Genomic DNA, 5,770 nt, shown 5'->3' on the forward strand with positions numbered 1-5,770 from the left:
GTATTGATTGCTCAATAGTTTGTTACTTTAGAATTAAACGTTGACGCTTGTATTGTGTTCAGTTTTCAAAGAACTTTCGTAAGTTTCGCTATCGTTGCTCTCTTGAAGCAACTTTATAATAATATCATTTATTATTTTGATAGTCAATAACTTTTTTATTTTTTTTATTTCATCACCGCATCTCGGCGGCAGATTTATAATATACCACCTCTAAACTATTAAGGCAAGCATTTTTAATAAAAAAATTATACTAAAAAAGTTTTTTGAGTAAATCTATAAAAAAATAGAGTGGAAACCCACTCTATTACTCATATTATTTATTGCGCATTTGTGGGAATAGTAATACATCCCTAATTGAAGGAGAATTAGTTAAAAGCATAACGAGTCTATCTATTCCTATTCCTAATCCACCTGTTGGAGGTAATCCATATTCTAATGCTTCTACAAAATCTTCATCCATCATATGTGCTTCGTCATTTCCTTGTTCTCTTTCTTTCAGCTGAGCTTCAAATCTTTGACGTTGATCAATCGGATCATTTAATTCTGTGAAAGCATTAGCATGTTCTCTAGCAACAATGAATAGCTCGAAACGATCTGTGAATCTAGGATCTTCAGGATTCTTTTTCGCTAATGGCGAAATCTCTACTGGATGTCCATAAATGAATGTTGGTTGAATGAGTTTCTCTTCAATTTTTTGTTCAAAGAATTCATTAACAATATGACCGTACTGCATATTGTCATTGATTTCAACATTATGTTCCTTAGCAAGCTGTCTTGCTTCTTCTACACTCATTTCCTTCCAGAAATCTACGCCTACATATTCTTTAATGGCATCTACCATGTGGAGTCGTTTCCACTCTGGCTTTAAGTCAATCTCATATTCACCATAGGTTACAGTCGTTGTTCCTAATACCTCTTGTGCAATATGAGCGACTAAGTTTTCCGTTAAACTCATGATGTCTTTATAGTCTGCATAAGCTTCATAAAGCTCAATCATTGTGAATTCAGGGTTATGGCGAGTTGATACACCTTCATTTCGGAAAACACGACCGATTTCATATACTTTTTCTAAACCACCAACAATAAGGCGCTTTAGGTGTAACTCAATCGCAATACGCATATATAATGGGATATCTAACGCATTATGATGAGTAATGAACGGTTTCGCCGATGCTCCACCTGGGATTGAATGCATCATTGGTGTTTCAACTTCCAGATAACCATGGTCGTCCAGATAGCGTCTCATTGCTCGGATGATTTTACTGCGTGTAATAAACGTTTCTTTGCTTTCCGGGCTCATGATTAAGTCTAAATAGCGTTGACGATAGCGCTGCTCTACGTCCTTTAGTCCATGGAACTTATCTGGTAGAGGACGTAATGCTTTTGATAAAAGCTCAAATGAAGTTACTTTTATAGAAAGTTCCCCTACTTTTGTTTTGAAGACTGTACCCGTTACTCCGACAATATCTCCTAGGTCAGCAATATTAAATATCTCATATTGTTCTTCCCCAACTGCATCTAGACGTACATATAGCTGGATTTGACTAGTTAGATCTTGGATATGAGTAAATCCAGCCTTCCCTTTACCACGCTTTGTCATGATACGGCCGGCAATTGTAACAGTGATTTCTTTTTCATCTAATTGCTCTTTAGTAAAACCATCATATAAATCGATTAACTCACGTGTGCTGTGAGTTCTTTCAAATCTCTTTCCGAAAGGGTCTACTCCCTTTTCACGCAATGTATGTAGCTTTTCTCTTCTGACAATCAATTGGTCATTTAATTCCTCATGATTCATTTCCATCAACTCCTATTTTGTCACTCATCTATGAAAAACCGTAAATATATAACTTGTCCTATTCCAATATAAACGTAAAGCAGAAAAACTGCCAGTAATTAACTGGCAGTGGGTTGCTTACGGGTATTATAGTGTAGGGAACTATTGATGTCAAACAACCTTAGCATTGTTTTCTTGCTTTTTTTCTACTTCTTCCACGAAGTTTTGTAAAACGGCCACTAATTCATTTCGTGTATTGCAATTGTTAACGTCATTACGCACTATTGCATTTCCGCGGATTCCTTTTAGATACCACGCAGCATGTTTTCTGAATTCCCTTACCGCAACGTTTTCATTCTTTAGGTTAATTAAACGATCTAAATGAAGAATTGATACATCGATTTTTTTCCTTACACTTGGCTCTTCAGTTAATTCACCAGTTTCTAAATATTTGACTGTTTGATAAATCATCCATGGGTTTCCAAGCGCTGCACGGCCAATCATTACACCGTCACATCCTGTTTCGTCAAGCATACGTCTCGCATCCTGTGGTGTTTTAACATCACCATTTCCGATAACGGGGATATTTACTGATTCTTTTACTTGTTTAATAATATCCCAGTTCGCAAACCCTTCGTACATTTGAACACGAGTTCTTCCATGCACGGCTACTGCTTGACCGCCAGCACGTTCTACCGCTTGAGCATTTTGAATCGCAAAAATATGGTCTTCATCCCAGCCCATTCGCATTTTTACAGTAACCGGTTTGTCAACTGCATCAACTACCGCTGAAACCATCTCATAAATCTTATTAGGATCTAATAGCCACTTTGCCCCTGCATCACATTTCGTAATTTTTGGTACAGGGCATCCCATGTTAATATCAATAATATCCGCAGTTGTGTTTCTATCAACAAACTTTGCCGCTTCAACTAATGTTTCTTTTTCTCCTCCAAAAATTTGAAGGCTAAGTGGCTTTTCACGTTCATCTATATAAAGCATCCCCATTGTTCTCGCATTTTTATAGAGAATAGCTTTATCACTTACCATTTCTGCACAAACTAATCCTGCACCAAATTCCTTAACGGTTAGACGGAACGCAGAGTTACACACCCCAGCCATCGGCGCAAGAACAACTTGGTTCTTCATTTCGATATTGCCTATTTTTAACACGGTAACCCTCCCTCCTTCTATTTTTGATACTATTTAATCAACCTCTTTTGGACGTAAATCATCAAGTGGTACTTTTAATATATCTGCAACCTCTTGTAAAAATATCTTACTAGGCATTCGCGTTCCCCGCTCTACTTCTCCAACAAGAGACACCGATACCCCGAGGTCTTTTGCCAAACTCTCTTGGGTATACCCTTTTAATTTTCGAAAAGCACGAATACGTCTTCCCCATTTCTCCGCTTCCATATACGCACACCTTCTCTGTCTTGTAATTCGTCTAGTAGTAAGGATATTGGCTTTGTTACTGTTGGAATTTCTAAATTCTGGTCTATTTCAGCTAATGGTACCAGAACAAAAGCTCGCTCTGTCATTCGGGGATGAGGGACAATAAGACGCTCTGTTTCAATATTTTCTTGATTAAACAGCAAAATGTCAAGGTCGAGTGTTCGAGGCCCCCACCTTATTTTCCTTTCCCTACCAGATTCATGCTCTATACTCTGCAAAACTTCTAGCAAATCCAATGGTTGTAAATCAGTATTTACTTTAATTACCATATTTAAAAATCGGTCTTGATCTTCATAACCAACGGGATCTGTTTCATAAATTGAAGAAAAACCGATAATATCGATATCTTTTTCTTGAATCGCTTGTAAAGCTGAATGTAAATAGGATTCCCGGTTACCTATATTTGTACCTAAGGCGATATAAGCTGTATTACTCACTATTGTCGACTCCTTGTGATCTCTACCGCTACTGACTGAAGCTGTCCTGGTATTGGTGGGTCAGGCTTGATTACTTTTATTGTACAGCTAGAGACCAATGGAAAATGGGCTAAAATGTCGGTAGTCATTTTTTCAGCTACTGCCTCAAGCAATTTGTACGGCTTACCTTCAACAATCTCCTTACATAGATTGTAAAGCTCCCCATAATGAACGGAGTAATTTAAATTATCCGTTTCACCCGCTTGTTTAACATCCACTTCTACCATGAGGTCCACGAAGAAGCGTTGGCCTAGCTTTGTTTCTTCCGTGAAAACACCATGATAACCATAAAATTGCATTTGGTTCACATAGATCTTATCCATTTTTGTTATTCTCCTTTACCAACAAGGACATCCATCATTTTAGCAAGTCTAGCATTCACTATCACATTGTGTACACGGACAATATCGCAGCCCTTTTGGATACCAAGGCAAGTCGTTGCGCCAGTTGCTTCATCGCGTTCCTTTGGTGGCAAATCAAATATTTTTCCAATAAAAGACTTCCTTGACGTTCCTAATAGTATTGGAAAACCTAGGTCAGAAAACCGGTCCAGGTGACGAATCGTTTCAATATTCCCTTCAAAGGTTTTCGCAAAACCTACTCCTGGGTCTAAGATAATCTTCTCATCCTTTACACCCGCAGCTCTCACAATCTCAATACTTTCTTTTAAATCAACGATCATATCATCAATAAGACTCTTATAGTTTTTATTGTCACGGTTATGCATGAGAATTATCGGCACTTGATAGGTTGCTGCCACTTCTGCCATTTTAGGATCTGCTTTTGCACCCCAAATATCATTAATAATGTGCGCTCCTGCTTCAATTGCCTGCTTCGCTACCTCAGACTTATAGGTATCAATCGAAATCGGTACGTGAACTTCCTTTACTAACGCCTTAATGACTGGCACCACTCTAGCAATCTCTTCTTCATCAGAGATTCTTTCATGTCCAGGCCTTGTCGATTCACCACCAACATCAATAATATCTGCACCATTCTCGACCATTTCTTTGGCGTGACGGATTGCCGCGTCTAGGTCAATATAGGAGCCACCATCTGAAAATGAATCAGGTGTGATATTTAGAATTCCCATAATCATCGTTTTTTTCGAAAAGTCTAATTGATAAGGACCACATGTTAGTGTTGGTCTGCTCGTTCTGCTTTGGTCCATTTCTCAAACTCCTTTGTTATTCGTTTATACAATATAGGCCTGTCTCTGAAAATGTAATAGATATATGTACTAATAACAGGCACTCTGATTTTTAGTTTGATCCTACTTCACTTTTATTACTGATGAATTGTTTAACTACATTTTCAATCAGTTGCTTCCCAGCATTAGTCATAATGGACTCTGGATGAAATTGGACACCCTCGATTGGATACTCCTTGTGACGGATGGCCATGATTTCACCATCTGCTGTTTCAGCTGATATTTCAAAACACGCAGGAAGGGTTTCCTTTTTTACGATTAGAGAATGATATCGAGTAGCTGTAAAAGGCTGATCAAGTCCTGAAAAAATGGTTTTACCGTCATGTATCATTTCTGATGTTTTCCCATGCATAAGCCTTTGGGCTTTAATTACATCTCCACCAAATGCTTGGGCAATTGATTGATGACCAAGGCAAACACCAAAAATCGGGATACGCCCTGCAAAATAAGAGATTGTCTCTAGACTTATCCCTGCCTCATTCGGTGTACAAGGCCCGGGGGATATCATGATTAAATCGGGGGATAACTCCTCTATTTCCTGGACTGTGGTTTCATCATTTCTTTTGACGATAATCTCTTCTCCTAATTCTCCCACATACTGCACTAAATTAAATGTAAACGAGTCATAATTATCAATCATTACGATCATCTTAGCTCACCTCATACTCATATTTTTTAATCTCTACTTCACTCAGCTCTATGCTTGCATCTATAGATCGTCTATTTTTATATTTTACATGATATACGATTACTGGTACACCATTGAATTGAAAAAAGAGGCTGGGACATAACTAGCTTCGAATAGTGATAAAGGAGAATTTGAGTGAACTCAAGTTCTCCTTTATCTAT

The 5,770-nt window shown here is 38.0% G+C and carries 7 protein-coding genes; all 7 read right to left on the reverse strand.

The genetic code is table 11. The features are described 5' to 3' along the window. Positions 1-313 precede the first annotated feature (313 nt). Positions 314-1,804 carry a lysine--tRNA ligase gene (gene lysS, locus ACR65M_RS26285; RefSeq protein WP_341329599.1) on the reverse strand — a complete coding sequence of 497 codons (1,491 nt, stop codon included), beginning with the start codon at positions 1,802-1,804 and terminating at the stop codon, positions 314-316. A gap of 144 nt (positions 1,805-1,948) precedes the next feature. Next, positions 1,949-2,950, reverse strand: coding sequence for a tRNA dihydrouridine synthase DusB (dusB, locus tag ACR65M_RS26290; protein WP_341329598.1), 1,002 nt, complete (start codon positions 2,948-2,950; stop codon positions 1,949-1,951). 33 nt (positions 2,951-2,983) lie between these two features. Beyond that, positions 2,984-3,196, reverse strand: coding sequence for a helix-turn-helix domain-containing protein (locus tag ACR65M_RS26295; protein WP_099353492.1), 213 nt, complete (start codon positions 3,194-3,196; stop codon positions 2,984-2,986). After that, positions 3,148-3,672: a 2-amino-4-hydroxy-6-hydroxymethyldihydropteridine diphosphokinase gene (gene folK / locus ACR65M_RS26300; protein WP_341329597.1), complete on the reverse strand. Its 525-nt coding sequence runs from the start codon at positions 3,670-3,672 to the stop codon at positions 3,148-3,150. The genes ACR65M_RS26295 and folK overlap by 49 nt, the downstream gene beginning before the upstream one ends. Next, positions 3,672-4,034 carry a dihydroneopterin aldolase gene (folB, locus tag ACR65M_RS26305; protein WP_341329596.1) on the reverse strand — a complete coding sequence of 121 codons (363 nt, stop codon included), beginning with the start codon at positions 4,032-4,034 and terminating at the stop codon, positions 3,672-3,674. The genes folK and folB overlap by 1 nt, the downstream gene beginning before the upstream one ends. Before the next feature lie 5 nt (positions 4,035-4,039). Then, positions 4,040-4,882: a dihydropteroate synthase gene (gene folP, locus ACR65M_RS26310; protein WP_341329595.1), complete on the reverse strand. Its 843-nt coding sequence runs from the start codon at positions 4,880-4,882 to the stop codon at positions 4,040-4,042. Between the two features lie 91 nt (positions 4,883-4,973). Further along, a complete protein-coding gene (gene pabA / locus ACR65M_RS26315; RefSeq protein ID WP_341329594.1) occupies positions 4,974-5,570 on the reverse strand; it encodes an aminodeoxychorismate/anthranilate synthase component II in 597 nt (198 codons plus the stop codon). Positions 5,571-5,770 lie beyond the last annotated feature (200 nt).

It is taken from the genome of Ferdinandcohnia sp. SAFN-114 (assembly GCF_059415045.1).